The 25,624-nt window shown below is 67.5% G+C and carries 29 protein-coding genes; 24 read left to right on the forward strand and 5 right to left on the reverse strand.

What is annotated here, in order from left to right; translation table 11 throughout:
• Window positions 1-237 precede the first annotated feature (237 nt).
• From LHU95_RS14025 to LHU95_RS14045, 5 genes are all read left to right on the forward strand, one after another.
• Entirely contained in the window at window positions 238-2,046 is a 1,809-nt protein-coding gene (locus LHU95_RS14025) for a ribonucleoside-diphosphate reductase subunit alpha (RefSeq protein ID WP_248707582.1), read from the forward strand.
• 194 nt (window positions 2,047-2,240) lie between these two features.
• Window positions 2,241-3,296, forward strand: a complete 1,056-nt coding sequence (locus LHU95_RS14030; protein ID WP_248707583.1) for a ribonucleotide-diphosphate reductase subunit beta — start codon at window positions 2,241-2,243, stop codon at window positions 3,294-3,296.
• Window positions 3,297-3,327: 31 nt separating this feature from the next.
• Complete coding sequence (locus LHU95_RS14035) at window positions 3,328-4,023, forward strand: SCO family protein (protein WP_248707584.1); 696 nt, start codon at window positions 3,328-3,330, stop codon at window positions 4,021-4,023.
• Window positions 4,024-4,107: 84 nt separating this feature from the next.
• On the forward strand, window positions 4,108-4,395 hold the full coding sequence (locus LHU95_RS14040) for a hypothetical protein (RefSeq protein WP_248711561.1): 288 nt from the start codon (window positions 4,108-4,110) through the stop codon (window positions 4,393-4,395).
• 85 nt (window positions 4,396-4,480) lie between these two features.
• Window positions 4,481-5,194 (forward strand): response regulator transcription factor, encoded by a 714-nt coding sequence (locus tag LHU95_RS14045; RefSeq protein ID WP_248707585.1) that lies wholly within the window; start codon window positions 4,481-4,483, stop codon window positions 5,192-5,194.
• On the opposite strand, the gene LHU95_RS14050 is transcribed toward LHU95_RS14045, so the two are convergent.
• Window positions 5,167-6,501, reverse strand: a complete 1,335-nt coding sequence (locus tag LHU95_RS14050) for a hemolysin family protein (RefSeq protein ID WP_248707586.1) — start codon at window positions 6,499-6,501, stop codon at window positions 5,167-5,169. The two genes, LHU95_RS14045 and LHU95_RS14050, sit on opposite strands and share 28 nt — an antisense overlap.
• 91 nt (window positions 6,502-6,592) lie before the next feature.
• On the opposite strand from LHU95_RS14050, the gene LHU95_RS14055 reads away from it, so the two are divergent.
• The 3 genes from LHU95_RS14055 to LHU95_RS14065 all read left to right on the forward strand — a co-directional run bounded on the left by LHU95_RS14055 (window position 6,593) and on the right by LHU95_RS14065 (window position 8,207).
• Window positions 6,593-7,033, forward strand: a complete 441-nt coding sequence (locus tag LHU95_RS14055; protein ID WP_248707587.1) for a DUF3429 domain-containing protein — start codon at window positions 6,593-6,595, stop codon at window positions 7,031-7,033.
• Between the two features lie 133 nt (window positions 7,034-7,166).
• Window positions 7,167-7,439, forward strand: a complete 273-nt coding sequence (locus LHU95_RS14060) for a hypothetical protein (RefSeq protein WP_248707588.1) — start codon at window positions 7,167-7,169, stop codon at window positions 7,437-7,439.
• A gap of 9 nt (window positions 7,440-7,448) precedes the next feature.
• The gene (locus LHU95_RS14065) at window positions 7,449-8,207 is read left to right on the forward strand and encodes an SOS response-associated peptidase (RefSeq protein WP_248707589.1); all 759 of its coding nucleotides are present in this window, start codon (window positions 7,449-7,451) and stop codon (window positions 8,205-8,207) included.
• A gap of 5 nt (window positions 8,208-8,212) precedes the next feature.
• On the opposite strand, the gene dksA is transcribed toward LHU95_RS14065, so the two are convergent.
• Together dksA and LHU95_RS14075 are read right to left on the reverse strand one after the other, a co-directional pair.
• Window positions 8,213-8,629, reverse strand: coding sequence for an RNA polymerase-binding protein DksA (dksA, locus tag LHU95_RS14070; protein ID WP_248707590.1), 417 nt, complete (start codon window positions 8,627-8,629; stop codon window positions 8,213-8,215).
• 150 nt (window positions 8,630-8,779) lie between these two features.
• Window positions 8,780-9,166, reverse strand: a complete 387-nt coding sequence (locus LHU95_RS14075) for a flagellar assembly protein FliX (RefSeq protein WP_248707591.1) — start codon at window positions 9,164-9,166, stop codon at window positions 8,780-8,782.
• Window positions 9,167-9,420: 254 nt separating this feature from the next.
• Between LHU95_RS14075 and LHU95_RS14080 the strand changes: the two genes are divergently transcribed.
• The 14 genes from LHU95_RS14080 (at window position 9,421) to LHU95_RS14145 (ending at window position 22,411) form a co-directional block, all read left to right on the forward strand.
• A complete protein-coding gene (locus tag LHU95_RS14080; RefSeq protein ID WP_248707592.1) occupies window positions 9,421-10,509 on the forward strand; it encodes a flagellar basal body P-ring protein FlgI in 1,089 nt (362 codons plus the stop codon).
• Window positions 10,510-10,830: a rod-binding protein gene (locus LHU95_RS14085; protein ID WP_248707593.1), complete on the forward strand. Its 321-nt coding sequence runs from the start codon at window positions 10,510-10,512 to the stop codon at window positions 10,828-10,830.
• Entirely contained in the window at window positions 10,827-11,228 is a 402-nt protein-coding gene (locus LHU95_RS14090; protein WP_248707594.1) for a hypothetical protein, read from the forward strand. Before LHU95_RS14085 ends, LHU95_RS14090 begins: the two co-directional genes overlap by 4 nt.
• Before the next feature lie 55 nt (window positions 11,229-11,283).
• Entirely contained in the window at window positions 11,284-12,048 is a 765-nt protein-coding gene (locus LHU95_RS14095) for a RibD family protein (RefSeq protein ID WP_248707595.1), read from the forward strand.
• The gene (locus LHU95_RS14100; protein ID WP_248707596.1) at window positions 12,041-13,036 is read left to right on the forward strand and encodes a zinc-binding alcohol dehydrogenase; all 996 of its coding nucleotides are present in this window, start codon (window positions 12,041-12,043) and stop codon (window positions 13,034-13,036) included. The genes LHU95_RS14095 and LHU95_RS14100 overlap by 8 nt, the downstream gene beginning before the upstream one ends.
• 14 nt (window positions 13,037-13,050) lie before the next feature.
• Entirely contained in the window at window positions 13,051-13,452 is a 402-nt protein-coding gene (locus LHU95_RS14105; RefSeq protein ID WP_248707597.1) for a 6-carboxytetrahydropterin synthase, read from the forward strand.
• A gap of 22 nt (window positions 13,453-13,474) precedes the next feature.
• Window positions 13,475-14,521 carry a glycosyltransferase family 4 protein gene (locus tag LHU95_RS14110; RefSeq protein WP_248707598.1) on the forward strand — a complete coding sequence of 349 codons (1,047 nt, stop codon included), beginning with the start codon at window positions 13,475-13,477 and terminating at the stop codon, window positions 14,519-14,521.
• Entirely contained in the window at window positions 14,511-15,401 is an 891-nt protein-coding gene (locus LHU95_RS14115) for a class I SAM-dependent methyltransferase (RefSeq protein WP_248707599.1), read from the forward strand. Before LHU95_RS14110 ends, LHU95_RS14115 begins: the two co-directional genes overlap by 11 nt.
• A 235-nt stretch (window positions 15,402-15,636) precedes the next feature.
• The gene (urtA, locus tag LHU95_RS14120; RefSeq protein WP_248711562.1) at window positions 15,637-16,821 is read left to right on the forward strand and encodes an urea ABC transporter substrate-binding protein; all 1,185 of its coding nucleotides are present in this window, start codon (window positions 15,637-15,639) and stop codon (window positions 16,819-16,821) included.
• Between the two features lie 139 nt (window positions 16,822-16,960).
• Window positions 16,961-18,511, forward strand: a complete 1,551-nt coding sequence (urtB, locus tag LHU95_RS14125; RefSeq protein ID WP_248707600.1) for an urea ABC transporter permease subunit UrtB — start codon at window positions 16,961-16,963, stop codon at window positions 18,509-18,511.
• A 49-nt stretch (window positions 18,512-18,560) separates the two neighbouring features.
• A complete protein-coding gene (gene urtC, locus LHU95_RS14130; protein ID WP_248707601.1) occupies window positions 18,561-19,616 on the forward strand; it encodes an urea ABC transporter permease subunit UrtC in 1,056 nt (351 codons plus the stop codon).
• Window positions 19,613-20,371, forward strand: coding sequence for an urea ABC transporter ATP-binding protein UrtD (gene urtD / locus LHU95_RS14135; protein ID WP_248707602.1), 759 nt, complete (start codon window positions 19,613-19,615; stop codon window positions 20,369-20,371). The genes urtC and urtD overlap by 4 nt, the downstream gene beginning before the upstream one ends.
• Before the next feature lie 163 nt (window positions 20,372-20,534).
• Window positions 20,535-21,227 carry an urea ABC transporter ATP-binding subunit UrtE gene (gene urtE, locus LHU95_RS14140; RefSeq protein ID WP_248707603.1) on the forward strand — a complete coding sequence of 231 codons (693 nt, stop codon included), beginning with the start codon at window positions 20,535-20,537 and terminating at the stop codon, window positions 21,225-21,227.
• A 125-nt stretch (window positions 21,228-21,352) separates the two neighbouring features.
• Window positions 21,353-22,411, forward strand: a complete 1,059-nt coding sequence (locus LHU95_RS14145) for a 2-dehydropantoate 2-reductase (RefSeq protein WP_248707604.1) — start codon at window positions 21,353-21,355, stop codon at window positions 22,409-22,411.
• A gap of 51 nt (window positions 22,412-22,462) precedes the next feature.
• On the opposite strand, the gene LHU95_RS14150 is transcribed toward LHU95_RS14145, so the two are convergent.
• Both LHU95_RS14150 and LHU95_RS14155 read right to left on the reverse strand, forming a co-directional pair.
• On the reverse strand, window positions 22,463-23,437 hold the full coding sequence (locus tag LHU95_RS14150; protein ID WP_248707605.1) for a tripartite tricarboxylate transporter substrate-binding protein: 975 nt from the start codon (window positions 23,435-23,437) through the stop codon (window positions 22,463-22,465).
• Window positions 23,438-23,550: 113 nt separating this feature from the next.
• Entirely contained in the window at window positions 23,551-24,546 is a 996-nt protein-coding gene (locus tag LHU95_RS14155) for a polyprenyl synthetase family protein (protein WP_248707606.1), read from the reverse strand.
• Between the two features lie 159 nt (window positions 24,547-24,705).
• On the opposite strand from LHU95_RS14155, the gene LHU95_RS14160 reads away from it, so the two are divergent.
• Window positions 24,706-24,903 carry a DUF2007 domain-containing protein gene (locus LHU95_RS14160; protein ID WP_248707607.1) on the forward strand — a complete coding sequence of 66 codons (198 nt, stop codon included), beginning with the start codon at window positions 24,706-24,708 and terminating at the stop codon, window positions 24,901-24,903.
• A complete protein-coding gene (locus LHU95_RS14165; RefSeq protein WP_248707608.1) occupies window positions 24,896-25,612 on the forward strand; it encodes a methyltransferase in 717 nt (238 codons plus the stop codon). The genes LHU95_RS14160 and LHU95_RS14165 overlap by 8 nt, the downstream gene beginning before the upstream one ends.
• Window positions 25,613-25,624: the final 12 nt, after the last annotated feature.

Raw genomic sequence — 25,624 nt, forward strand, 5'->3', positions numbered from 1 at the left:
CTTGCGCTGGAGCCCCCTCTTCCGATATGAACGAACAGCGAACATCGGCGGAGTTACAAGCCTTTTGCGCAAAGGGTGAATAGGGCCGAAACCTACCGCATCTGGTGTAAATCGTGGTTCGGCCATCTATATGTAGTTGCTGTGGGGACGCGTTTCGGGCATATTCCGTCACCGGGGATTTGAGGGGGAAGTACCGTGTTCGATGCCGTTCAGCTTCAAGGACATTTCCAGGTTCAGATGGATCGCAGCCGCGATGCCATGCTGACCGACTTCGGTCGCGCCACCCTGGATGACCGCTACCTTCTGCCTGGCGAGAGCTATCAGGACCTCTTCGCCCGGGTGGCTTCCGCCTATGGCGATGATGCCGCCCATTCGCAGCGCCTGTATGATTATATCAGCAAGCTCTGGTTCATGCCGGCGACGCCCGTACTGTCGAACGGGGGTACGACACGCGGGCTGCCGATCTCCTGCTTCCTGAATGAGGCGAATGACAGCCTCGACTCCATCGTGGACCTCTGGAACGAGAATGTCTGGCTCGCGTCCAAGGGCGGTGGCATCGGCTCCTATTGGGGGAATCTTCGTTCGCTCGGCGAGAAGGTCGGCCAGAATGGCAAGACCTCGGGCATCGTGCCCTTCATCCGCGTGATGGACAGCCTGACGCTGGCCATTTCCCAGGGCTCGCTGCGGCGCGGTTCGGCCGCCGTCTATCTGCCCGTCTCCCACCCGGAGATCGAGGAATTCATTGAAATCCGCCGGCCGACCGGGGGGGATCCGAACCGCAAGGCGCTGAACCTGCACCACGGCATCCTGCTGTCGGACAAGTTCATGCGCGCCGTGGAAGCCGATGAGGCCTGGGCGCTGACCTCGCCCAAGGATGGCGCCATCGTGCGCACCATCTCGGCCCGCTCGTTGTGGATCCGCATGCTGACCGCCCGCATCGAGACGGGCGAGCCGTATTTCATCTTCTCCGACCATGTGAACAATGCGCGGCCCGAGCATCACAAGCTGGCCGGGCTGGAGGTGAAGACCTCCAACCTCTGCTCCGAAATCACCCTGCCGACCGGGATTGACCAGCATGGCCAGCAGCGCACCGCCGTGTGCTGCCTCTCCTCGCTGAACCTCGAGACCTGGATGGAGTGGAAGGACGACCCGCTCTTCATCACCGATGTGATGCGCTTCCTGGACAATGTGCTGCAGAACTTCATTGATACCGCACCCGACAGCATGTCCAAGGCGCGCTATGCCGCGATGCGCGAGCGCTCGGTCGGCCTCGGCGTGATGGGCTTCCACAGCTTCCTCCAGGGGCTGAACGTGCCCTTCGAGAGCGTGGTGGCGAAGGTCTGGAACAAGAAGATGTTCCGCCACATCCGCACCCAGGCGGACAACGCCTCGCGCCTCCTGGCCGAGGAGCGCGGCCCCTGCCCGGATGCCGCCGAATACGGCTTCATGGAGCGCTTCTCGAACAAGATGGCGATCGCGCCGACGGCGTCCATCTCCATCATCTGCGGCGGCGCCTCGCCCGGCATCGAGCCGATCGCGGCCAATGTGTACAACCACAAGACGCTCTCGGGCTCCTATATCGTGCGCAACCCGTACCTCAAGAAGGTGCTGGCCAAGCACGGCCGCGACGATGCCGATACCTGGACGACGATCACCGTCAGCAAGGGCTCGGTCCAGCATCTGGACTTCCTGAGCGAGCAAGAGAAAGCGGTGTTCAAGACCGCCTTCGAGCTTGATCAGCGCTGGGTGATCGAACATGCCGCGGACCGCACGCCCTTCATCTGCCAGGCGCAATCGCTGAACGTCTTCCTGCCGGCCAATGTCCATAAGCGGGACCTGCACCAGATCCACATGATGGCGTGGAAGAAGGGCGTGAAGTCGCTCTACTACTGCCGCAGCCTGTCCATCCAGCGCGCCGATACGGTGAGCGAAAAGGTGGTGGGGCAAAGCGACGTGATGACGCGGCACAAGGATGACGCGGTGCTGCCGCTGGAGACGCCGGCGCCGGCTTCGACGAATTATGAAGAGTGTTTGGCGTGTCAGTGACCAGGAGCTCTGCCCCTGGACCCCGGCAGGAAACTTAGTTTCCTGCACCTTCATTTGTATATTTGAATAATCTTTCGGTGCCCCCTTGCCGTTTTCAGGCATGCCTTAAATCAAACGAAGGTGCAGGAAACGAGTTTCCTGCCGGGGTTTCAGGGGCAGAGCCCCTGAGTTCTAACATTCAGGGATCCTGATACATGGCCGACGGCATTTCCATCGACGAGCTTCCCGTGAAGTTCGATCTCTTGACCTCAAACCCGGTCTACAAGCCCTTCCGCTACCCCTGGGCGTATGAGGCCTGGTTGCAGCAGCAGCGCATCCATTGGCTGCCGGAGGAGGTTCCGCTCGCCGATGACGTGAAGGATTGGCAGAAGAACCTCTCCGCCAGCGAGAAGAACCTGCTCACGCAGATTTTCCGCTTCTTCACCCAGGCGGATGTCGAAGTGAATAACTGCTACATGAAGCAGTATTCCCAGGTCTTCAAGCCGACCGAAGTCCTGATGATGATGTCGGCCTTCAGCAACACCGAGACGATCCACATTGCGGCCTATAGCCACCTGCTGGATACCATCGGCATGCCGGAAAACGAGTACACCGCCTTCCTTAAGTACAAGGAGATGAAGGACAAGTACGACTACATGCATGCCTTCTCGGTGGACAACAAGACCGAGATCGCCAAGACGCTGGCCGCTTTCGGCGCCTTCACCGAGGGTTTGCAGCTCTTCGCCTCCTTCGCGATTCTCATGAACTTCCCGCGCTTCAACAAGATGAAGGGTATGGGCCAGATCGTTTCCTGGTCCGTCCGGGATGAGACGCTGCATTGCCTCAGCGTGATCCGCCTCTTCCGCACCTTCGTGCAGGAAAACCCCGAGATCTGGAATGAGGAGCTGCGCCGCGACCTCTATCTGATCTGCGCCACCATCGTGGATCACGAGGACGCCTTCATTGACCTCGCCTTCGAGCTTGGCGGCGTGGAAGGCCTGAGTGCGGAGGATGTGAAGCTCTATATCCGCTTCATCGCGGACCGCCGCCTGCAGCAGCTGGGGCTTGAGCCGCTCTACCACACGGACAAGAACCCCCTGCCCTGGCTGGATGAGATGCTGAACGCCATCGAGCACACGAATTTCTTCGAAAACCGCGCGACCGAATACTCCAAGGCCTCGACGGAAGGCTCGTGGGAAGATGCCTTCGCCGGCGGCACCTTCACCTCTGCCCAGCCCGAAGGTGAGATCGAGCTCGACGCGCGCCATTGAAGCGGCGGCGTGGCGGGGGTAACTCCCCGCCATGCTCCGCATCATCCGACTATCCAGCCTTCTCCTGCTGACCCTGGTCGCTGGCATCTGGGCCTATGCCTGGGTCAGCAAATCACCAGGAGAAAGTGTGGGTGAGGCCTTTGCCAATCGCCTCGCCAGCGTCTTCGGGCAGGAGATGGCGGCCCCCAGCGCGGCCGGCGGGGGCATGCAATTGCCCGCCGGCATGTCCCTGGGCGGCCCCTTCGAACTCACCAACCAGGCAGGCCAGGCCGTCACCGAGCGGGATTTCGCCGGGCGCTGGCTGCTGGTCTATTTCGGCTTCACCTATTGCCCCGATATCTGCCCGACCGAGCTCGGCACCATCGCCTCGGCGCTGGATGCCATGGGGCCCGCGGGCGAATCGGTGACGCCCATTCTCATCACCATTGACCCGCAGCGCGACACGCCGGCCCAACTGGCCGATTACGTCTCCCGCTTTCATCCCCGCATGCTGGGGCTGACCGGCACGCCCGAGCAGATCGCGGCGGCCGCGCGGCGCTACCGGGTCTATTTCGCCCGGGTCCAGCGGCCGGAGATGACGGATTACCTGATGGACCACTCCAGTTTCATCTACCTTGTGGGGCCTGACGCGAAGGTGCGCGCGCTGTTCCGCCCCGAGACCAGCCCCGAGGCCATCGCCGCCGCCGTCACGGCCCAGTTGCGCGCCGCGCGAAACACCGGTTTGTAACTCTTGGCGAGCGCCCCTGATTCGGCGCATAAATCCGGAATTGGCATGGCGATCCGCTACGTGACCGCCGAGGGGAGTGTTTTCATGGCGGACGACGATGACCGGAGCGAAGGCCTCGATGATGCCTCGCGGGCCGGTGCAGCGCCCCGACAGGGCCGTCGCCTTTCGGACAAGATTTTGGTGGCCTTCCATCAGGCATGCGACCAGGCGGATTTCGAAGTGGCCGAGCAATTGCTGCGGGTGCTGGAAATGATGCTGACCCGCCGCCCCGTCTCACCGGACATCAACCGCCGCCGCAACATCGAGACGCTGGTCGCAGCGCATGAGCGCCTGTGGCATTTGCGCCACCCCGAAGCGGATGGCGAGCAGTAGCCCGCCCCAGACTTGCCTTTCCGCCCGCAATGCGCCTCCAATGATGCATGGGCGAAACACATTCATCATGTGAGACCATCCGGCGATGAGCGGCCCCACGCGAATCGCCCTGGTCGAGGATGATCCGCTGCAGCGGCGGATCGTCAGCGAATACCTGGCGCAGCACGGCCTGCGCCCCACCACCTTCGCCTCTGGCGCGGAATTCAAGCGCGAGCACGCCCAGGCCCTGCCGGACCTCGCCCTGTTCGATGTCCATCTGAATGAGGCCGAGGATGGCTTCGCCCTGGCCCGCTGGGCGCGCGCGCGCTCCTCACGCATGGGCATCATCATGCTGACGGCCGCTGGCGATACGGTGGACCGCGTGGTCGGCCTCGAATCGGGCGCCGATGACTATGTGACCAAGCCCTTCGAGGCGCGCGAATTGCTCGCCCGCATCAAGGCCCTGCTGCGCCGCGCGGCCGAGGCCCCGCCGCCCCCCGCCCTGCTGACCGAAATGCGCGTGGGCACCGCCCGACTCGATCTGGAGCGCCGCGTGCTGATCCTGGCCGATGGGTCCGAGGATGTGCTCTCGGCCAGCGAATTCGATCTGCTGCATCTGCTGGTCAAGCACCCCAATCGCCCGCTCAGCCGCGAATGGCTGCTGGAGACGGCGGCCCACCGCGAGGCCGAGGTGTTTGACCGCGCGATTGACAACCGCATCATGCGCCTGCGCCGCAAGGTGGAGGCGGACCCCGCCAAGCCCGAGGCCATCCGCTCGGTCCGCGGCGTGGGCTATATCTTCGTGCCGCCCAAGGACTGAGCCGCCGGCGGGGTGGTTTCCTCACGCACCGCCAGCACCTTGTCCACGCGGCGGCCATCCATGTCGAGAATCTCGAAGCGCCAGCCGGCATGGGCGATGCGGTCGCCCTCCCGCGGGATGCGCTGCAGCAGGGCCAGCATCAGCCCCGCCACCGTGTGATAGGCGCCCGATTGCGGCGGCAGTTCGAAGGCGTCCAGCCGCTCGCGCAGTTCATCCAGCGCCATCATCCCATCCAGCAGGAGCGAACCGTCATAGCGCTGCACGGCGGAGGGCTTCCCCGATTCCGGCGCGGGGCCAAGCTCGCCCACGATCGCTTCCAGCAGGTCGGACGCGGTGACGATGCCTTCGAAGCTGCCATATTCGTCGAGCACCAGGGCCAGGCCCAGCGCATCGGTGCGCAGCCGCTCCAGCGCATCCAGCGCCGAAAGGCTGTCCGGCATGACGATGGGCTGGCGCAAGGCGCGGCCGAGATCCAGCGGAGCGCCCTCCAGCATCTGGTCCAGCAGATCCTTGGCGGCGACCACGCCCAGCACATTATCCACCCGCCCCTCGGCGACGACGAAGCGCGTCAGCGGCTCAGCCCGGATGGCGGCGGCGATATCGGCGGGCGACGCGTTGCGGTCGAGCCAGCCGACCTCGGGGCGCGGCGTCATCAGGGCGCGCACCGGGCGGTCCGCCAGGCGCAGCACGCGCTCGATCATCTGGCGTTCATTGTGGTCCAGCGCGCCGGCCTGGGCGCCCTCGGCCACCACGGCCTTCACCTCCTCCTCGGTCACGCTCTGGTCGGTCGGCTGATAGGCGCCAAAGAGGCGCAGGATCAGTGCTGAGGATTGCGAGAGGAACCAGATGAAGGGCCCCGTGACGCGGGCCAGGGCGGTCAGTGGCAAGGCGAGGGCGGAAGCCACCTTCTCCGGGTTGCGCAGCGCCAATTGCTTGGGAACCAGCTCGCCCAGGATCAGATTCAGGTAGGTGATGGTCATGACGACGAAGAAGAAGGCCAGCTCATGCCCCAGATTGACCATGAAGGGGTAGGTTTCCAGCCAGTCGCCAAAGGGCCCCGCGATGGCGGCACCGCCGAACACGCCGGCCAGGATGCCCACCAGGGTGATGCCCACCTGCACCGTCGGCAGAAAGCGCTGGGGGTCCTCCTGCAGGGCAAGTGCGGCGGCAGCACCCAGGCTGCCCTGCCGCTCCATCGCCAGCAGCCGCCCCTTGCGCGAGGAGACGACCGCCAGCTCGCTCATGGCGAAGATGCCGTTGAGCAGCGTGAGGAGCAGAACAAAGATGATTTCAAGGCTGACACCCATGGCGCAGCGTGTAGAGCAGAAACCGCCCCACTGAAATCACCAGCGCCATGAATCACTTGCGCGGCGCGCGCGATGGGGTTGTTCTGCGCCGATGGACACGACGACACGCCGCACCGCCTGGCTGCTGGGCCTGGCCGGGCTTCTTCCCTTCGCCGGCAGCGCGCTGGCGTTTTTCGCCGCACCAGACCCGTGGCAAGGCTTCGCGGAAGGGGCGCTGATCGCCTATGGCGCGGTGATCCTCAGCTTCCTGGGGGCCGTGCATTGGGGCCTCGCGCTGCGCGCCCCGGTTGAGGAAGCTGCGATGGGGCCAGCGCGGCTGACCCTGGGCATCGTGCCCGCCCTGCTCGGCTGGGTTGCATTGCTGCTGCCCGACGTCTTCGGGCTGACCATCCTGGCGCTGGCGATACTCGGCACCGCCGGAATGGAGCAATGGGCCCATGGCCGTGGCCTGGTGCCTGCCGATTATCTCGTGCTGCGCTGGGTGCTCTCGATTGCCGCGGCACTTTGCCTGATGGCGCCGATCACCGGGTAAGTCGCTACACAACCTGGAATTGTTTCCGGCCTCGGTCGGATCATCCTGGGCTGCATGCGGGAAAGAAGTAAATCTTGTCTTAAAATAGGAGATGTGTTATAAAATTGTTAACACAATCCCTGTGGAGACCGTGATGGCCGAAATCCTGCCCTTCCCGCACAAGCCCGAAGACCGCCTGCGCGCCGCCCTGCGCTGCCTGGATGACGCGCTGACCGAACAGAAGCTCGCTTTCACCGAATTCCGCACCAACCTCGCCGCACTCGGCGGGGCCGTCGCCGGGCTGGAAAGCAGCGTGCAGAATTATCGCGGCACGCTGGCCGCCACGCAGCAGGATGTGGCCAAGAGCCATGCCGCCGCCCGCCGCCTGGAGGCCACGGCCGAGATCTGGTTGAACCAGGCCCGCTGACGCGCCGCCATGTGCGGGCGCTATTTCCTGCAGCGCGATCCGGCCGGGCTGGTCCGGTATTTCGACGCAAGCCCGCCCACGCCGAATCACCCGCCCTCCTGGAACATCGCACCCACCCAGCCAGGACTCGTGTTGCGACGAAACCCGCAAACCGGCACCCGCCATCTGGATGTGCTGCGCTGGGGCCTGGTCCCGCATTGGGCCCGGGACGCGACAGGTGCGGCACGGCTGATCAATGCCCGCGCCGAGACATTGCTGGAAAAGCCCAGCTTCCGTGACGCCTTCCGCAAGCGCCGCTGCCTGGTGCCGATGGATGGATTTTTCGAATGGGCGCAGAACGCCACCCCGAAGCAGCCCTTTGCGGTCGCCTTGCGCAGCGGCGCCCCGATGGCGGTCGCGGGATTATGGGAAGGCTGGCGCCAGCCCGATGGCACCTGGCTGCGCAGCTACAGCGTGATCACCTGCGCCGCCGCCGGGCGGCAGGCCCAGCTGCACCCGCGCATGCCGGTGATCCTGCCCCCGGAGGATTGGCCCGCCTGGCTGGGCGAAACACACGCCACGGAAGAAGCCCTGCCCGCCTTGCTGCGGCCGGCCGATGATGGATTGCTGGCCTTCTGGCCGGTTGCGCCCCGCATCGGCCGTGTCGCCGAAAATGACGCGGGGCTCATTCTGCCGTCACCCGAAGGCGTGGCTGAGGGATGGCCGAACCTCCGTGATTCCCCGCCCGATTGGGGGGAACCACTGGCCGATCCGCAGATGCCTCCCTGAGGAGGTCAGTCGTCGCGGTGGACTTTTTCCATCCGCTCGTGACGCTCCTGCGCCTCGATGGACATGGTGGCGATGGGGCGGGCTTCGAGGCGACGCAGGCCGATCGGCTCGAAGGTTTCCTCGCAATAGCCATAGGTGCCCTGGGCGATCCGCTCGATGGCCTGATCAATCTTGCTGATCAGCTTGCGGGCGCGGTCCCGGGTGCGAAGCTCCAGGGCGCGATCGGTCTCGACGCTGGCGCGGTCGGTCAGATCGGCTTCGGTGATGCCCCCGGCGGAGAGCGAATTCAGCGTGGCACCAGCCTCACGCAGCAATTCATGGCGCCAGCGCAGCAGCTTCTGACGGAAGTATTCCTGCTGCAGGGCATTCATGAACTCTTCGTCTTCTGATGGACGATAATCGGACGGCAGGGTGACGACCATGAGCCTGTACCTCCCCTCGTGGCGCTTCCGGCCCGACGCCAGAAGCAATCCCGGGGCGGCCGGACCATAGGCAAATGCGCGGCGCTCGCCAAGGGGTGAATCACGCCAAGTGCATGGTCCTGAAATGATTTAACGCGATTGTCCTCGGCCTTACCCGCCGCGGCGGGCGAGTTCGATGCGCGCCCGTAGCGAAATCGCGTCGGTGATCTCGCGCAGCGCAGGGTCGGCCCCGGCCTCGCCCTCGGCGAGCATGGCGAGTCGGGAAAGCCGGGCCGAATCAATGCCGCCGTCGAGCAATGCCAATTGCAGCCCCGCCAGTTCCCGCAGCACGGCCGCCCCCCGGCGCCGGGCCGCCGCATCACGCTCGGCCGGACTCCATCCCTCCTGCAGGCCGAGCATGCCGAAGGAGCCCTGGACGGACCCGGCCGCCGAAGCCGCCCGGGGTGCCGCCTCGGGCAGGGTGAACCCGCCGGAGGCCGGACGGCGGCGGATCTGATCGCGTGCTGGGGCCTGGGAACCCCGGATCGGTGGCAGCATCTTTCACCCTTTCCTGGCAGCGGCGTTTTCTGCCGGCGCCTCGTGTCACCAGGCGGCAAGCCCGCCCCTGTCCCGGCAAGTCCTGCCCCCTGAAACCCGCCCTGGGCCGGAAAATCGCCCGCCTGAACTGGCACGCGGATTGCGCAATGCGGATTGCGGAAGACCAAAACACCAGCAGGGCGAAATCGTGACGGCGGCAGCGCGGAGTGGCAAAGACAGTGAGCGCAAATTCTTTCGGTTTGATGAAGTTCCCGATGATCCTGCTCGGGCTTGGGCTGGTCCTCTGGCCTGCCCTGCTGGCCGCCCAGCCCGTGCGCATCAAGGACATCGCCGATGTCGAAGGCGTGCGCGACAACCAGCTGGTCGGCTACGGCCTCGTCGTCGGGCTGCCCGGCACGGGGGACCGGCTGCGTACGGCCATCTTCACCCGCCAGTCCCTCGTCGGGATGCTGGAGCGGCTGGGCGTCAACACGCGTGACAATGAGGCGCGGCTGGATACGCGCAACATCGCCGCCGTGATGGTGACGGCCAACCTCCCCGCCTTCGCCCAGCCGGGCAGCCGGATTGATGTCGCCGTCTCCTCGTTGGGCGATGCCTCCAACCTCACCGGTGGCACGCTGCTGGTCACACCTCTGCTCGGCGCCGATGGCGCGGTCTATGCCGTGGCCCAGGGTGCGGTGGCCACAGGTGCGATCGCGGCGCGTGGGGCGGGCGCTTCCGTCGCGCGCGGCGTGCCGACCTCGGCGCGGATTTCCTCGGGCGCCATCGTCGAGCGCGCGGTGCCCTACACCCTGGCGGGGCGGGACCATGTGCGCCTCTCGCTCCGCAATCCGGATTTCACCACGGCCCAGCGCATCGCCGCCGCCATCAATGGCCGCGCGGGCGGCGTGGCCCGCGCCGTGGACCCGCGCACGGTGCTGCTGACGCTGGGTGGGCGGGACCCCATGGGGTTCATCACCCAGATCGAGCAATTGCGAATCCAGCCCGACCAGATCGCTCGCGTCATCATCGAGGAAGCCTCGGGCACCATCGTCATGGGCGAGCAGGTGCGGGTCTCCACCGTCGCCATCGCGCAGGGCAACCTGACCATCCGCATCAGCGAAACGCCCCAGGTCAGCCAGCCCAATGCGCTGGCCGGCGGCGAGACCGTCGTTGTGCCACGCACCCAGATCGAGGTGGATGACCAGGCCGAGCGCCGGATGGGCGTGCTGCGCGGCGGCGTCACCCTCAGCGAATTGGTGCGCGGGCTGAACAGCCTGGGTGTCGGCCCGCGCGACCTCATCACAATCCTGCAAAGCATCAAGGCGGCCGGCGCGCTCCAGGCCGAGTTGGAGGTTCGTTGAATGATCACCCTGAACACCGCCCCCCCCGCCGGCGGCACGCCCACGCCCCCGCGCATGCGGCAGACCGCCCAGGCCTTCGAGGCGCAGGTGCTCGCACAGCTCATGCAGCCCGCCTTCGATACGGTGGACACCTCGAAATCCGCCTTTGGCGGCGGCTCGGCCGAGGCGCAGTGGCGCCCGATGATGGTCGAGGCCTTCGCCGCCGGCGCCGCCCGTTCCGGCCAGGGAATCCGCATCCAGGACATGGTGCTGCGGCACATGCTCCGGCTGCAGGAGCAAGCCGGCACCACCCCCACCACCCAACAGGAGAACCGCCCATGATGGACGCCGTGATCGCCGCCGGAGAGCGCCTGGCCGAGGCCCTGCGCGCCGAGAACGAGGCGCTGGCCGCACTCGACCTGACGCGCGCCGCTGCCATGGCCACGCGCAAGATGCAGGCGACGGACGCCTTCGCCGCCGCCACCGCCGCCGCCACCCGGACCCAGTCCCGCGCCGAGGGGCCGCTGCGCGAGGCGGCGGAACACCTCGCCGCCAATCTCTCCAGCCTCGGCCAGGAGAATCGCAAGCTGCTGGAGGCGGCCATCGCGCTGCAATCGCGCGTGATCGAGACCATCGCCGGGGCGGCACGGCCGTTGGCGGCCGCGCCGGGTTATGGCCGGGCGGGGCGCAGCCGCTCGCCGGTCCAGGCCGCCGCCATGGCCTTGGCGACGCGGGTGTGACGCATCGGCACCGGCTGGCCTGACAGCCGGCCGCGCCTGGGCTATCAGCGCCAGCATGGATGGCGCTGAGGATGACCCGGACTGGCAGGCGCTGCGCGAAGGGCGGGGCGGCCGGCTCGCCGCGCTCTTCGCGCCCTTGCTGGTGCCGCCCGACGCCGCCGATGGCTGCCTCGTCATCGGCCGCCTGGCGCAGACGCTGGATGGGCGGATCGCCACCCTCTCGGGCAACAGCAAATGGATCGGCGGGCCGGGTGATCTGCGCCACACGCACCGGCTGCGGGCGCTGTGCGATGCCGTGATCGTCGGTGCGGGCACCATCCGCGCCGATGACCCACAGCTCACCACCCGGCTATGCAGCGGCGCCTCCCCGGTGCGGGTGGTGCTGGATGCGGGGCGGCGGCTGGGCCTGGATTACGGCATCTTCCGCGGCGGCCCGCCCACGCTGCTGGTGACGGCCGAGCCCGGCCCGGCCACCCATGGCACTGCCGAGGCGCTGCTTGTGCCGCGCGCCCCATCGGGCGGGCTGGATCTTGCCGCCTTGTTGCGGGCCCTGGCTGCCCGGGGCCTGACGCGCATCTTTGTCGAAGGCGGCGGGCAGACCGTCTCGGGCTTCCTGGCCGCCGGCCTGCTGGACCGCCTGCATGTGACGGTGGCGCCGATGATCCTCGGCTCCGGCCGGCCTGCCTTTGATTTGCCCGAAGTCGGGCGCATCGAGCAGGGAATGCGCTTCACCTGGACCTGCCACGACATCGCCCCCGATGTGCTATTCGACATCGCGCTGGACCGACGCACCCCGCATGGGCGTACACCGCATGAGTGACCGTCGCGAAACCATGGCGCAGGCCCTTTGGCATGTGGCGCCCGGGAAGGCCGAACTGCGCGCGGCCCGCCTCGCCTTGCCGGCCGAGGGTGAATTGCTGGTCCAGGCGCTGACCTCCGGCCTCTCACGCGGCACGGAGCGCCTGGTGCATCACGGCCGCGTGCCCGCCTCCCAGCATGCGGCCATGCGCTGCCCGATGCAGGAGGGCGATTTCGGCTTCCCCGTGAAATACGGCTATGCGGCGGTCGGCCGGGTCGAGCAGGGTGCGCCGGAATTCCTGGGCCGGCGCGTCTTCGCGCTGCATCCGCATCAGTCGCGCTTCGTCATTCCCGCGCATTTCTGCGCGCTGATCCCCGATGGCGTCAGCGATGACCGCGCCTGCCTCGGCGCCAATATGGAAACCGCGCTGAATGTGATGTGGGACGCCGCACCGCGCCTGGGCGAACGCGCCCTCATCATCGGTGCCGGCGTGGTCGGCCTGCTTTGCGCCTTCCTGCTGGCGCGCATGCCGGGTGTCGCGGTGACGGTGGTGGACCGGGACCCGGCCAAGGCCGCCCTGGCCCGCGGCTTCGGCGCGGATTTCGCCCTGCCGGACGCCGCCCCGCGCGATCAGGAACTCATCATCCATGCCAGCGCCAGCGCGGCCGGGCTGCGCCTCGCCCTCGCCTGCGCGGCGTTCGAGGGACGCATCCTCGAAGCCAGCTGGTTCGGCGATGCCGAGCCCGCCTTGCCGCTGGGGGCGGAATTCCACCAGAAGCGCCTGCAACTGATCTCGACGCAGGTGGGCAGCGTTTCGCCCGCCATGCGCGGGCGGCGCAGCCATGGGCAGCGCATGGCGCTTGCCCTCTCCCTGCTGGAGGATGCGCGGCTGGACGCTCTGCTCGGCCCCGTCGTGGCCTTTGAAGATTTGCCCGCGTCCCTACCTGCGCTTCTGGACCCGCCCCCCGGCGCGCCACAACCGCTTTGCCCCGTCATCCGCTACGCCTGAAGGAAATCTCCAGCATGTTCAGCCTCACCGTCGTGGACCACATCATGGTCGCGCATTCCTTTCGCGGCGCGGAATTCGGCCCGGCGCAACGCCTGCACGGCGCGACCTTCGTGGTGGAGGCCGAGTTCCGTGCCGAGAAGCTGGACCATCTGCATCTGCTGATCGATATCGGCCTCGCCAAGGATGAGTTGCGCAAGATCCTGAGCGGGATGGATTACCGCAACCTCGATGAGGAGCAGGTCTTCGCAGGCAAGAACACCACCACCGAATATCTCTGCCTGCACATCCATGGCCTGCTCTCAGCCGCCTGCCGCGATGGCCGCATGGGCCCGGGTGGCGATGGCGTCAGCGGCATCAAGGTGCTGCTGCGCGAAAGCCACATCGCCTGGGCCGCGTTCGAAGGCCCCGTCGCGTGAGGCAGCAGGCGTGAATCAGCCGATGAAGACATTGCGGATCGCCCTTCTGGTTCCCGCCCCCTTCGACACGATCTCGGGCGGGTATCTCTATGACCGCCGGCTGGTGGAGGGCCTGCGGGCCCTGGGCCATGCCGTGCGCGTGGATGAGCTGGCGGGGCGCTTCCCCATGCCCGATGCCACGGCCGAGGCCGCCGTCGAAGCCGCCTGGGCGCGGCTTGCGCCGGATGAAGTGCCGCTGATTGACAGCCTGGCCCTGCCCGCCTTCCGCCCCCTCGCCCGGGTTTTGGCGGCGCGCAACGCGGTCGCGCTGATCCATCACCCGACATCGCTGGAACCCGGCCCTTATCAGGCCGAGCTGGCCGCCATCGAGCGCGTGGTCTTCGCCGCCTGCGGCCGGCTGGTCGCCACCTCGCGCGCCACGGCCAAGGGCTTGCCGCCGCTGGGGGCCGAAGCCTCGCGCATTGGCGTGGTGGAGCCCGGGACCGACCCCGCACCGCGCGCCGCGGGCTCGGGCGGGCCGGGGGCGCGCATTCTCTCGGTGGGCTCGCTGATCCCGCGCAAGGGGCATGATGTGCTGCTGCGGGCGCTGGGGCGCCTCACCGATCTCGACTGGACGCTGCGCATTGCAGGCCCGGCGGCCGATCCGGTGCATGCGGACGGGCTGCGGGCCCTGGCCGAGGAGCTGGGCCTGGCCAGCCGCGTCAGCTTCCTGGGCCCCATCACCGATGGCGCGCTGGAGGCTGAATACGCGGCGGCCGATCTCTTTGCCCTGGCCACCTGGTTCGAGGGCTTCGGCATGGCGGCGGCGGAAGCGCAGATTCGCGGCCTGCCGCTGATCCTGTGCACCGGCGGCGCCATCACCGATGTGGTGGGCCCGGGTGCCGCCATCCTGGCCGCACCGGGCGATGCGAACAGCCTGTCCCGCGGCATGCGCCGGCCCATCATGGACACCGCCCTGCGCGCCGAGATGGCCGAGGCGAGTTGGCGGGCCGGACAGGCCCTGCCCCGCTGGGAAGACCGCGCCGCGCGCTTCGTGGCCGAGATGGAGGCCGCCGGCCATGGACAATAAGCCCGGCGTCGAATCCTTCGATGGCGACTGGCTGGCCCTGCGCGAGCCCTTCGACGCCATGGCCCGCAACCAGGACATCGCGCGCGCGCTGATGGAGCATCTGGACCAGAAGGGCCGGCCGCGCTTCCTGGACCTCGGCGCCGGCACCGGCAGCCTGACGCGCTGGCTCGGCCATTTCGTGGGCCGCGCCCATGCCTGGGTGCTGGCCGATGCCGATGCCGAACTCATGTCCCGCGCCTTCGATACCCTGATGGACTCGGCCGATTCCACCGGCTGGCGCGCCACCTGGCCGCAGCGCAAGGTGCTGCTGCTGCACCCGCCCGAAGGCGCCTGGCGCATCGAAGGCGTGCTGACCAACCTGGCCGATGCGCCAGACGGCCTGCCGCTGGAGAATGTGGATGCGGTGACGTGCAGCGCCCTGTGCGACCTCGTCTCCGAGGCCTGGCTGCTGCGGCTGGCGGCGGAGCTGGCACGGCGCCGGCTGCCCTTCTACGCGGCGCTGAATGTCGCCGGGCATGAGCGCTTCATGCCCCCCTGCCCGGGCGATGCGCTGGTGGCGCGCGGCTTCGCGCGGGACCAGCGGCGGGTGAAGGGCTTTGGCGGCGTGGCGCTGGGGGCCGCGGCCCCTGATGCCATTGCGCGCATCTTCACGGGCCACGGCTATCGCGTGCTGCGCGGCGCCAGCCCCTGGATCATTCCCCGCCAGGAGGGCCACATGGCGCATGAGTTGGCGATGGGCCATGCCGAGGCGGCGCTGCGCCACGAAAAACGGGGCGCCAAGCAGATCTGGGCCTGGGCCGATGCGCGGACCAGCCATTACCATGCCGGCGTCCTCTCCGCCCGTGTGGCGCATCAGGACGTGCTCTGCCTGCCGGGATAGTGTTCACGGCCGGCGAAAACACGCGCTTGGTTGCGGATCGTGCAAATCCGCCCTGGTTGCACGGACAATCAGCATTCAGCGGCGCGGAGGGGCAATTTCTCTCCGGGGAGTCATGTCCCGGACATGGAAATTCGCCTGCGCAGGCTCCTAGGCTCCCCGGATCACATGTCATCTGGAGGATATCTTGGCTAAGAACCTGCCCCCCGTCTCGCGCCGGGCTTTGCTCGCTGCCCCCATGGCAGGCGCGCTCGCAGCTCCGGCCATTGGCCAGACCGCCCCGATCCGCGTGGGCGTGCTGCACTCGCTCTCCGGCACCATGGCCATCTCCGAGACCGCACTGCGCGACACCGCGCTGATGATGATCGAATGGCAGAATGCCCGCGGTGGCCTGCTCGGCCGCCGCCTGGAAGCCGTGGTGGTGGACCCCGCCTCCAACTGGCCGCTCTTTGCCGAAAAGGCGCGCGAGCTGCTCGCCGTGTCCCGCGTGGATGTGACCTTCGGCTGCTGGACCAGCGTCTCGCGCAAGTCGGTCCTGCCGGTGTTCGAGGAGCTGAACGGCCTGTTGTTCTACCCCGTCCAGTATGAGGGCGAGGAGGAGAGCAAGAACATCTTCTACACCGGCGCCGCCCCCAACCAGCAGGCCATCCCGGCGGTGGAATATCTGCTCGGCCGTGACGGCGGCGAGGCCAAGCGCATCGCACTCCTCGGCACGGACTACGTCTATCCGCGCACGACCAACCGCATCCTGCGCGGCTACCTGAACTCCAAGGGCATCGCCGATGCCGACATCATGGAGGAGTACACCCCCTTCGGTCACAGCGACTGGCAGGGCATCGTGGCCCGGGTGAAGCGCTTCGCCGGCGAGGGCAAGAAGACCGCCATCGTCTCCACCATCAATGGCGATGCGAATGTTCCCTTCTACCGCGAGCTGGGCAACCAGGGCATCAAGGCGGAGGACATCCCCTCGGTGGCCTTCTCGGTCGGTGAAGAGGAACTGGCTGGCATTGATGCGCGGCCGCTGGTCGGGCATCTCGCCGCCTGGAACTACTTCATGTCGGTGCAGTCGCCCGCCAATACCGAGTTCCTGGCGATGTGGCGCGCCTATATCCGCAACCCGCGCCGCGTGACCAATGACCCGATGGAAGCGACACTGATCGGCTTCAAGATGTGGGCCCAGGCCGTCACCGCCGCCCGCACGACGAGCGTGGATGCCGTCCGCACGGCACTCTACGGCCAGAAGGTCGCCGCACCCTCGGGCTATGAGGTCGAGATGTTCCGCAACCATCACCTCTCCAAGCCGGTGATGATCGGGGAAATCCAGGCCGATGGTCAGTTCAACATCGTGAGCAAGACGCCCACCGCCATCCAGGCGGAGAATTGGAGCCCCTTCATCCCCGAGAACGCCAACCGCCGCCGTTGATGCGTGAGGCCGCCACCCGCGATGCCGATGGCATGGCGGGTGGCGGTTTGCGCAGCCTGGCCACGCCGCGCTGCCAGCCCATCCGGCGGCGTGGTTCTCCGGCCGCCATGTGGCGGGTTTCTCAAGGGATTTCTCCGATTTGATCCGCTCCTTCCTGCTGCGTTGCGCGTCATTCGCCCTGCTCTTTGCGCTGATGCAGGCGCCGGCCCGCGCCCAGGATTTCGAGGCGCTGCTGCCCGGCCTCACCGGCGGCTTCGCCGAGCAGGCCGAGGCGGTGGAACGCCTGGGTTCGCTGGGTGATCCGCGGGCGCTGCCCCTGCTGCAGGCCATATCCGATGCGCGGCTGCTGCGGCTGGGCGATGGCAGCCTGGCCATCCAGGACGGCGCCACCCCGCCCGAGGGGGCCACGCTGATCCGCATCAACAACCGCGTCCGCGTGGCGCTGCGCGGCGCGCTGGGCCGCCTGCAACTCGTCTCGCCCGATCCGGCCGCGCGGCTGGGTGCCGCCGACGCCATCCTGCGCAACCGCAGTGCCGAGGATATTCCGCTGCTGGAGCGCGCGCTGGCGCGTGAATCCCGCCCCGACATCCGCACACGCATGGAACTGGCCCTGGGTGGGGCGCGCCTCGCCTCCGCCGATCTCGCGGCCAAGCGCGCCGGGATCGCCACACTCGGCGCCTCCGCCTCGCCCGAGGCGCGCAACCTGCTGCTGGCGGCGCGTGCCGCCAATGCCGAACTCGCGGCCGAGATCGAGGCCGCCGTCGCCGCCATTGACCGCCGCCTGCAACTGCGCCGCGCGGCCGAGACGTTCTTCCAGGGGCTCTCGCTCGGCTCCGTCCTGTTGCTGGCGGCACTGGGCCTGGCCGTCACCTTCGGCGTGATGGGCGTGATCAACATGGCGCATGGCGAATTCGTGATGCTGGGCGCCTATGTCACGGTGGTGGTGCAGGAGCTTTGCCGGGACATCCCCGCCCTGCAGCCCTATTCGCTGCCGCTGGCCATTCCCGCTGCCTTCCTGGTCACGGCGGCCATCGGGGCCGCCATGGAACGCGGCCTGATCCGGCATCTCTATGGCCGCCCGCTGGAGACACTGCTGCTGACCTTCGGCGTGGGGATGGTGTTGCAGCAGGTGGTGCGCCTCGCCTTTGGTGCTCAAAACCGCGAGGTGATCAGCCCGGACTGGATGATGGGCACGCTGATCCTGCCAGGCGGCGTCGCCATCACGCAGAACCGTGCCTGGATCATCGTGTTTTCCATCGCCGTCCTCCTGGCGACCCTGGCCGCGATCCGCCTGACGCGCTTCGGGCTGGAAATGCGGGCCGTGGTGCAGAACCGGCGGATCGCCGCCACCATGGGCATCCGCACCGGCCGGGTGGATGCGATGACCTTTGCTTTCGGGTCTGGCATCGCGGGGCTGGCCGGCGTGGCACTCAGCCAGATTGACAATGTCTCGCCCAATCTCGGCACGGGCTACATCATTGACAGCTTCATGGTGGTGGTCTTCGGCGGGGTGGGGTCGCTGATGGGCACGCTGATCGGCGCCTTCACCCTCGGCCTCGTGAACAAGCTGCTGGAGCCCTATGCCGGCGTCGTGCTGGCCAAGGTTCTGCTGCTGGTGGGCATCATGCTGTTCATCCAGCGCCGGCCGAAGGGACTCTTCGCGCTGAAGGGGCGCGCGGCGGATCAATGATGCATCCATCATGCCCCAGGGTTATCTGCGCGGTCGCGGGTCGGCCCGTATGAATCGCCGCATCATCCTTCTGCTCGCCATCGCCGTGCTGGCCGCGCTGCCGATGTTCAACCTGCTGCCGGATGAGCATCCGCTGCATGTCTCGGACTTCCTGGTCAGCATCATCGGGAAATGGATCTGCTACGCGATCCTGGCCTTGGCGCTCGATCTGGCCTGGGGCTATGCGGGCATCCTCTCGCTCGGCCATGGCGCGTTTTTCGCACTCGGCGGCTATGCGATCGGCATGCATCTGATGCGGCTGATCGGCCCGCGCGGCGTCTATGGGCACCCCGTGCTGCCGGACTTCATGGTCTTTCTCGGCTACAGCGAATTGCCCTGGTATTGGCTGGGCTTTGACTGGTTCATCTTCGCCTTCGCCATGGCGCTGATCGTGCCCGGGCTGCTGGCCGGCATCGTCGGCTACCTGGCGTTTCGCAGCCGCATCACAGGCGTCTATCTCTCCATCATCACCCAGGCGCTGACCTATGCGCTGATGCTCGCCTTCTTCCGCAACGACATGGGCTTTGGCGGCAATAACGGCTTCACCGATTTCAAGGAATTGCTGGGCCAGCCGCTGAACAGCGGCCATACGCGCGCGCTGCTGTTCTATGCCTCGCTCGTCGCGCTCATCCTGGTGTTCCTGATGTGCGGCGCGCTGACGCGCACCAAATACGGCCGCGTGCTGACCGCGATCCGTGACGCCGAGAGCCGCGTGCGCTTCCTGGGCTACAACACCACCCATCACAAGCTCTTCGTCTTCGTGCTTTCGGCGATGATCGCGGGGCTGGCCGGCGCGCTTTATGTGCCGCAGGTGGGCATCATCAATCCGGGTGAATTCAGCCCGGGCAATTCGATCGAGGCGGTGGTCTGGGTCGCCTTTGGCGGGCGCGGCACGCTGGTGGGTGCGGTGCTGGGCGCCTTCTCGGTGAATGCGCTGAAAACCTGGCTGACCTCCGTTGCCCCTGACCTCTGGCTGATCGTGCTGGGCTGCCTGTTCATCGCCGTGCCGTTGCTGCTGCCCAAGGGCCTGGTCGGGCTGATTCGCCGCAAGGGGAGCAAGCCATGAACGCGCTGCCGGACGGCGATTCCACCCAGGGGCTTTACCTCGACGGCGTCTCCGTCGTGTTCGACGGCTTCCGCGCGCTGAACAACCTCTCGCTCATCGTCGAGCCGGGCGAATTGCGCGCCGTGATCGGCCCCAATGGCGCGGGAAAAACCACGATGATGGATGTCATCACCGGCAAGACCCGCCCCGGTTCCGGCATCGTCCGCTTCGGCGGGCGGGACCTGACCCGGATGGATGAGCCGGCCATCGCCAATCTGGGCATTGGCCGCAAATTCCAGAAGCCCACGGTGTTTGACGCGCTGACCGTGTTCGAAAACCTGGAACTCGCCCTCAAGGCCCCACGCGGCCCCCTCGCCTGCCTGCGCTGGGTGCTGAACGGCGAAGCGCGCACGCGCATCGAGCGCACCCTCTCCGAAATTGGACTGACCGAACGGGCCGGGGATCTCTCCGGCCTGCTCAGCCATGGCCAGCGGCAATGGCTGGAGATCGGCATGCTGCTGATGCAGGACCCGCAGCTGCTGCTGGTGGATGAGCCCGTGGCCGGCATGACCGACCACGAGACCGAGCAGACGGCCGAGCTTCTCGTCGGCATCGCTGGCACGCGCAGCGTGGTCGTGGTCGAGCATGATCTGGAGTTCGTGAAGGCGCTGGGCAGCCGCGTAACCGTGCTGCATGAGGGCAGCGTGCTCTCGGAGGGCTCCATCACCCATGTGCAGAATGATCCGCGCGTGATCGAAGTGTATCTGGGGCGGTGATGATGATGCGAGCCCTCACCCGCCCTACTTCCACCGGCGCGCGGCGCATCATCATGGGCGTGGCGGGCGGGCCGATTCACGCGGCTGCTGCGCAGCCACGATCGGACCGTGCTGGCGGGCCGATTCACGCGGCTGCTGCGCAGCCACGATCGGACCGCGGCCCATGCTGAACGTCACCGACATTGACCTCTCCTACGGCGCCAGCCGTTGCCTGCGTGGCGTGTCGCTCTCCGTCGGGCCGGGCCAGGTGGCGGCCGTGCTGGGGCGGAACGGCGTGGGCAAATCCTCCCTGCTGCGCTCCATCATCGGGCTGGAGCGCATCCAGGGCGGCTCCATCCTCTGGGAAGGCAAGGAGATGCGTGGCCTGGGCCCAGCCGAGCGCGCCCGCGCGGGCATCGGCTATGTGCCGCAGGGACGTGAAATCTTCCCCTTCCTGACCGTACAGGAGAACCTCGAAACCGCGCTGGCCGCCGCCCCGCGCGGCAGCAATGTGCCCGATGAGGTCTTCGACCTCTTCCCCATCCTGCGGCAATTCCTGCGGCGGCGGGGTGGCGATCTCTCGGGCGGGCAGCAGCAGCAGCTCGCCATCGGCCGCGCGCTCACCGCGCGCCCGCGCCTGCTCATCCTGGATGAGCCGACCGAAGGCATCCAGCCCAATGTCATCAAGGACATCGCCAAGGTGATCCATCACCTGGCGCGGGATCGCAACTTCGCCATCGTGCTGGTGGAGCAGTATTTCGAATTCGCGCGGGACCTGGCGGACACCATCACCGTGATGGTGCGCGGCGAGGTGGCGCTCTCCGGCAAGACGAGCGAGCTGGACGAGGCCGAGGTGCGCAAGCTGCTGACGGTTTGAGGGGTGCCGGAAACGTGGAAGCCACGCAGGCTTTCACCCCTTCTGGCGGTCCAGGAAGCAAAGCCCCCTCGTCCTGATGCGTGAGGTGATCTAGCCTCCCCCGCGACAAGGGGAAGGACACACTCATGGGTCATCGCATCGCCATCATCGGCGCGGGCGCTGTCGGCTGCTATGCCGGCGCCTACATGGCTCAAGCCGGCGAGGATGTGACCTTCGTGGACATGTGGCCCGAGCATGTCGAGGCGATGCGCCAGAGCGGGCTGCGCATCACCCATATCCGCGACGTGCCCGAATTCACCACGCCCGTGACGGCCATCCACCTCACGGAATTGCAGGCCGTGGCGCGCCAGCCCTTCGACATCGCCTTCATCTGCGTGAAGTCCTACGACACCGCCTGGGCCACGATGATGATCCAGCAATACCTGGCGCCCGGCGGGTTTGTCGTCTCCCTGCAGAACTGCATGAATGAGGAAACCATCGCCGGCATCGTCGGCTGGGGCCGCACACTGGGCGCCATCGCCAGCTCCATCACGGTCGAGCTGAGTGAGCCCGGCCATGTGCGCCGCGCCTCCGGCAAGGGCGGCGCCGCCCATACCGTCTATCGCGTGGGCGAGGTGCATGGCCGTATCACCGACCGCGCCACGGAAGTCGGTCGGCTGACCGCGCTCTCGGACAGCACCACCGTGACCAGCAACCTCTGGGGTGAGCGCTGGTCCAAGCTCGTCACCAACGGCATGGGCAATGGGATGTCCGCCTGCACCGGCCTCATCAGCAAGGATATCCTGCTGAATGACACGCTGCGCCACTTCACCGCGCGCCTGGGTGCCGAGGCGATCCGCGTCGGCCAGGCCCTGGGCTACACGCTGGAGGAGATCCTGCATTTCGACCCCGAGATCATCGCCCGCGCCGGCGAAGGCGATGCCGAGGCGGCGCGCCTCTATGACGCCCAGCGCATCGCCGAGGCGCAAAAGGGCGGCGGCGCGCATCGGCCCTCCATGGGGCAGGACATGGTGAAGGGCCGCCGCACCGAGATCGAGTTCATCAACGGCTTCATCGTGGAAAAGGCGGCGCCGCTCGGCATCCCCACCCCCGCCAACGCCGCCCTCACCGAGATCGTCAAGCGCGTAGAGCGCGGGGAACTGCAGCCCGACCCGAAACACATTTTGGAGTTGCGCCTGAATTGACGCCTGGGGTCTGGGGCCTTTCGGCCCCAGCCGCCGGAGGCCATTTTCTCTTCAATCCACCGAAACCCGCGCCGCCCGGGCAATCGCCTGCCAGCGTGCCGCACTGGCCTGGATGAAGGCCTCATTCTCCGCGAAGGGCAGCGCCATCGGTTCCACGAAGGCGGTGCGCAGCCGCTCATGCGTTTGCGGCGCATTGCGCGCCCGCTCCAGCGCCTCGGCCAGGCGCGCCACCACGGGCGCTGGCGTGCGCCGCGGCACGCCGAGGTTGAACCAGATGCCGAGGTCATAGCCCGCGAGCCCCGCCTCCTGCATCGTCGGCACATCGGGCAGGGCGCTGGCGCGTGTGGTTGTCGTCACCGCCAAGGGGCGCAGCGAACCCGCGCGGATCTGCGCCGTCGAGGTCGCGGTGGTGTCGAAGCCGAAATCCACCTCCCGCGCCAACATGGCGGCCACCAGCGGAGAGGAGCCGCGATAGGGCACATGCGTCGCCTCGATGCCCGTCATGCTCAGGAACAGTGCCGCCGAGAGATGCGAGGAGGAACCATTGCCGACGGAGCCGAAAATCAGCGGGCGCGCCTTCGCCTCCGCGATGAAGGCGGCCATGTTCGTCGCCTGCACGCGGCCCGGAATGACGGAGAGGATGTTCGCCACCTCGCCGATCATGCCGAGGCTCGTGAAATCGCGCACCGCATCCACGCCGGAACTTGCATAGAGAATGGGGTTCACGCCAAACAGCGCCGTGGTGCCGAAGAGGATGGTCAGACCATCGGGCTCCGCCTGGGCGGCCGCCACCGTGCCGATATTGCCGCCGGCACCCGCGCGATTCTCGATCAGGACGGGCTGGCCCAATTCGCGCGAGAGCGGCTCGGCGATGATCCGGCCCACAATGTCGTTCACGCCGCCGGGCGGATAGGTGACGATGATGCGCAAGGGCCGCGTGGGCTGCCAGGGCTGCGCCCGCAGCGCGGGTGCGGCAAGCAACGTGCCGAGCCCGGCCAGCGCCAGGCGCCGTGTGGTATTCGTCATCTTCGTTCTCCCTGATGGCCAGCCCCTTATGTCCGGGGCCGTGCCAAGATTTTGCCGCGAGGCTGATCACCTTTGGTGCTTCCACCAGAGGTGATTGGCCCCGCGCGCGCCTGCTACCGGGCGCGCTCGATGCAGAACCGAACGACATCGGCCAGCGCGGCGCGGGCCTCGTCCTTCGGGAAAATCTCCAGCGCCGTCAGTGCCGCATTGCCATAGAGCTCCGCGCGCTCGATCGTGCGTTCAATGCCGCCATGCTTGGCCAGAAGGCGCTGCGCCTCGACGAAATCCTCGTCATTCTGCTCGCCCGCTTCGAGGGTGCGGCGCCAGAATTCCTGCTCGGCCGCGTCACCGGCATGGAAGGCGGTCAGCACCGGCAGCGTGATCTTGCCCTCGCGGAAATCATCGCCGACCGTCTTGCCCAGCCGCGCCTGCTCGGCCGAGTAATCCAGCGCGTCATCCACCAGCTGGAAAGCGATGCCGAGATTGCTGCCATAGGAGTCCAGCGCCTCGGCCTCGGCCAGCGGGCGGTCGGCCACCACGGCGCCGAGCCGGGTCGCGGCCGCGAAAAGTGCGGCCGTCTTGCCCTGGATCACCTCCAGATACTGCGCCTCGGTGCTGCCCAGGTCATTTTGCGTGATGAGCTGCAACACCTCGCCCTCGGCGATGGTGGCCGAAGCGCCCGCCAGGATACGCAGCACTTCGAGGCTCTTATCCTCGATCATCAGTTGGAAGGCCCGCGCAAAGAGGAAATCCCCCACCAGCACCGAGGCCTTGTTGCCGAACAGCGCATTCGCACTCGCCTGGCCGCGCCGCAGCGCGCTCTCATCCACCACATCGTCATGCAGCAGCGTCGCGGTGTGGATGAACTCCACGCAGGCGGCCAGGGCCACATGCCGCGCGCCGTCATAGCCACACAGGCGCGAGGCGGCGAGAGTCAGCAAGGGCCGCAGCCGCTTGCCGCCGGCCGCGATGATATGCGCCGCCAATTGCGGGATCAGCGCCACCGGGCTTTGCATCCGCTCGATGATCAGCGTGTTGCAGGCCTGGAGGTCCTGGGCGACCAGGCGATTCAGCCGCGCAAGCGCGTCCTCCCCGCGGTCGGCCCGCATGGCCCCATCATCCCTTGCCTGAACCGCACCCGCCACTCGCTGCATTCCCCGTTCCATATGCCCAGCCTTTTTGGCCTTAACTTGACCCCGGCCGGGGCTGTGCAGGATACCGAGAGGCCGAGATGGCGGCAAGGCAAGGGAAATCAAGGATTTCAGCCGATGGAAGTGGTGGCGGCCGATGCCGATCCGATCCGGATGCAGTTTCTGGCCTCGCTGCTGCGCGATGCCGGGATCGAGGCCGTACTGCTGGACCGCAACCTGGCCGGGCTGGGGCTGGCCATCTTTCCGCAGCGCCTGGCCGTCCGGGGCGAGGATGCGGCGCGCGCCCGGCGCCTGCTGAGCGAAGCCGGTGTCTAGGGAACTGACCGAGGACGGGCTGCTGGGCGGCCGGGTCCGGCTGATCCAGCCGCGCGAGGGTTTTCGCGCGGCGGTGGACCCCGTGCTGCTGGCCGCCTTCATCCCGGCCCGCGGAGGTGAGGCGGTGCTGGAACTGGGCTGCGGCACCGGTGCCGGCTTCCTCTGCCTGAATGCCCGGGTGCCCGGGCTCTTCATCACGGCGGTGGAGCGCGACGAGACCCTGGTCGAACTTGCCCAGCGCAATGCCGGGCTGAACCTGCTGCTGGCCGATATCCGCACGGCCGATGCGCGGGATTTGCGCCATACCGCCCCGGTCCATCACAGCTTCGCCAACCCGCCCTATTGGAGCGGCGGCACCCCTTCCCCCCTGCCGCAGCGCCGCCAGGCCGCGCATGAGGATGCGGCGCTGAGCGACTGGGTGCAGGCCATGGCACGGCCCCTGCGCCACAAGGGCAGCCTGACGCTGGTGCTGCCCGCGGCGCGCTTCGCCGAAGCGGCGGCCGCCCTGCGTGAGGCGAAATGCGGCGCCATCCGGCTGCTGCCGCTCTGGCCACGGGCGGGTGTCGCGGCCAAGCGAATCCTGATCCAGGGCCGGCGCGGCGGGCTGGGGCCGGATGAGGTGCTGCCCGGCCTCGTGCTGCATGAGGCGGATGGGAGCTACACGCCGGCCGCCCAAGCCGTGCTGCGGGACGCATCCGCATTGACATAGAAGGGCCATGAC

Source organism: Sediminicoccus sp. KRV36, assembly GCF_023243115.1.
Classification (GTDB): domain Bacteria; phylum Pseudomonadota; class Alphaproteobacteria; order Acetobacterales; family Acetobacteraceae; genus Roseococcus.

Bases quoted from the DNA above. Each gene is read 5' to 3' on its own strand.
- LHU95_RS14105 (WP_248707597.1), top strand. From the start codon at position 13,051: ATGTTCAGCCTCACCGTCGTGGACCACATCATGGTCGCGCATTCCTTT.
- LHU95_RS14075 (WP_248707591.1), bottom strand. From the start codon at position 9,166: ATGCTGCCACCGATCCGGGGTTCCCAGGCCCCAGCACGCGATCAGATC.
- urtD (WP_248707602.1), top strand. From the start codon at position 19,613: ATGAACGCGCTGCCGGACGGCGATTCCACCCAGGGGCTTTACCTCGAC.
- LHU95_RS14100 (WP_248707596.1), top strand. From the start codon at position 12,041: ATGAGTGACCGTCGCGAAACCATGGCGCAGGCCCTTTGGCATGTGGCG.
- dksA (WP_248707590.1), bottom strand. From the start codon at position 8,629: ATGGTCGTCACCCTGCCGTCCGATTATCGTCCATCAGAAGACGAAGAG.
- urtE (WP_248707603.1), top strand. From the start codon at position 20,535: ATGCTGAACGTCACCGACATTGACCTCTCCTACGGCGCCAGCCGTTGC.
- LHU95_RS14155 (WP_248707606.1), bottom strand. From the start codon at position 24,546: ATGCGGGCCGACCGCGGGGAGGACGCGCTTGCGCGGCTGAATCGCCTG.
- LHU95_RS14090 (WP_248707594.1), top strand. From the start codon at position 10,827: ATGATGGACGCCGTGATCGCCGCCGGAGAGCGCCTGGCCGAGGCCCTG.
- LHU95_RS14145 (WP_248707604.1), top strand. From the start codon at position 21,353: ATGGGTCATCGCATCGCCATCATCGGCGCGGGCGCTGTCGGCTGCTAT.
- LHU95_RS14035 (WP_248707584.1), top strand. From the start codon at position 3,328: ATGCTCCGCATCATCCGACTATCCAGCCTTCTCCTGCTGACCCTGGTC.
- urtA (WP_248711562.1), top strand. From the start codon at position 15,637: ATGGCAGGCGCGCTCGCAGCTCCGGCCATTGGCCAGACCGCCCCGATC.
- urtC (WP_248707601.1), top strand. From the start codon at position 18,561: ATGAATCGCCGCATCATCCTTCTGCTCGCCATCGCCGTGCTGGCCGCG.
- LHU95_RS14045 (WP_248707585.1), top strand. From the start codon at position 4,481: ATGAGCGGCCCCACGCGAATCGCCCTGGTCGAGGATGATCCGCTGCAG.
- LHU95_RS14040 (WP_248711561.1), top strand. From the start codon at position 4,108: ATGGCGGACGACGATGACCGGAGCGAAGGCCTCGATGATGCCTCGCGG.
- LHU95_RS14150 (WP_248707605.1), bottom strand. From the start codon at position 23,437: ATGACGAATACCACACGGCGCCTGGCGCTGGCCGGGCTCGGCACGTTG.
- LHU95_RS14085 (WP_248707593.1), top strand. From the start codon at position 10,510: ATGATCACCCTGAACACCGCCCCCCCCGCCGGCGGCACGCCCACGCCC.
- LHU95_RS14080 (WP_248707592.1), top strand. From the start codon at position 9,421: ATGATCCTGCTCGGGCTTGGGCTGGTCCTCTGGCCTGCCCTGCTGGCC.
- LHU95_RS14160 (WP_248707607.1), top strand. From the start codon at position 24,706: ATGGAAGTGGTGGCGGCCGATGCCGATCCGATCCGGATGCAGTTTCTG.
- LHU95_RS14030 (WP_248707583.1), top strand. From the start codon at position 2,241: ATGGCCGACGGCATTTCCATCGACGAGCTTCCCGTGAAGTTCGATCTC.
- LHU95_RS14025 (WP_248707582.1), top strand. From the start codon at position 238: ATGGATCGCAGCCGCGATGCCATGCTGACCGACTTCGGTCGCGCCACC.
- LHU95_RS14065 (WP_248707589.1), top strand. From the start codon at position 7,449: ATGTGCGGGCGCTATTTCCTGCAGCGCGATCCGGCCGGGCTGGTCCGG.
- LHU95_RS14095 (WP_248707595.1), top strand. From the start codon at position 11,284: ATGGATGGCGCTGAGGATGACCCGGACTGGCAGGCGCTGCGCGAAGGG.
- LHU95_RS14110 (WP_248707598.1), top strand. From the start codon at position 13,475: ATGAAGACATTGCGGATCGCCCTTCTGGTTCCCGCCCCCTTCGACACG.
- LHU95_RS14115 (WP_248707599.1), top strand. From the start codon at position 14,511: ATGGACAATAAGCCCGGCGTCGAATCCTTCGATGGCGACTGGCTGGCC.
- LHU95_RS14055 (WP_248707587.1), top strand. From the start codon at position 6,593: ATGGACACGACGACACGCCGCACCGCCTGGCTGCTGGGCCTGGCCGGG.
- LHU95_RS14060 (WP_248707588.1), top strand. From the start codon at position 7,167: ATGGCCGAAATCCTGCCCTTCCCGCACAAGCCCGAAGACCGCCTGCGC.
- LHU95_RS14050 (WP_248707586.1), bottom strand. From the start codon at position 6,501: ATGGGTGTCAGCCTTGAAATCATCTTTGTTCTGCTCCTCACGCTGCTC.